Origin of the sequence: Deinococcus sp. (assembly GCF_018260405.1) — a bacterium.
Taxonomy (GTDB): domain Bacteria; phylum Deinococcota; class Deinococci; order Deinococcales; family Deinococcaceae; genus Deinococcus.
In genome coordinates this window covers 288-569 of the sequence record NZ_JAGLBG010000262.1, presented here as the reverse complement: position 1 = coordinate 569, position 282 = coordinate 288, and the positions used below count along the sequence as shown (strand labels likewise).

The 282-nt window shown below is 56.0% G+C and carries 1 protein-coding gene; it reads left to right on the top strand.

Features of this window, described 5'->3' with window-relative positions; translation table 11 throughout:
- Positions 1–217, top strand: a 217-nt coding sequence (locus QZ269_RS13450; RefSeq protein WP_291427195.1) for a hypothetical protein, incomplete at its 5' end; no start/stop codon positions are given.
- Positions 218–282 lie beyond the last annotated feature (65 nt).

Here is a 282-nt window from a genome sequence, read left to right as displayed (position 1 = left end):
ATGTGCCTCCGCGATTCCGCCGCCCCTCGATCGTCGGCCGCGACCGCTCGAATCGATGCCTCCGCGATTCCGCTGCCGAATCCCCTTTTTCCTCCCCCTCCGTTTTCGCGCCCGTTTCGGACGATTCGCGGAGGCGGCGGCGGCGGCGGCGGGAATTAAATTCAATTTTTCCCTTTTTATTAACGACCGCTTTGCGGATTCCAACGGAACCGGATGACTCGATCGAGTCCGGAAAACCTTTTTCGTTACAATTTTGTGCGATACTCGGTAATGAAATTGCAT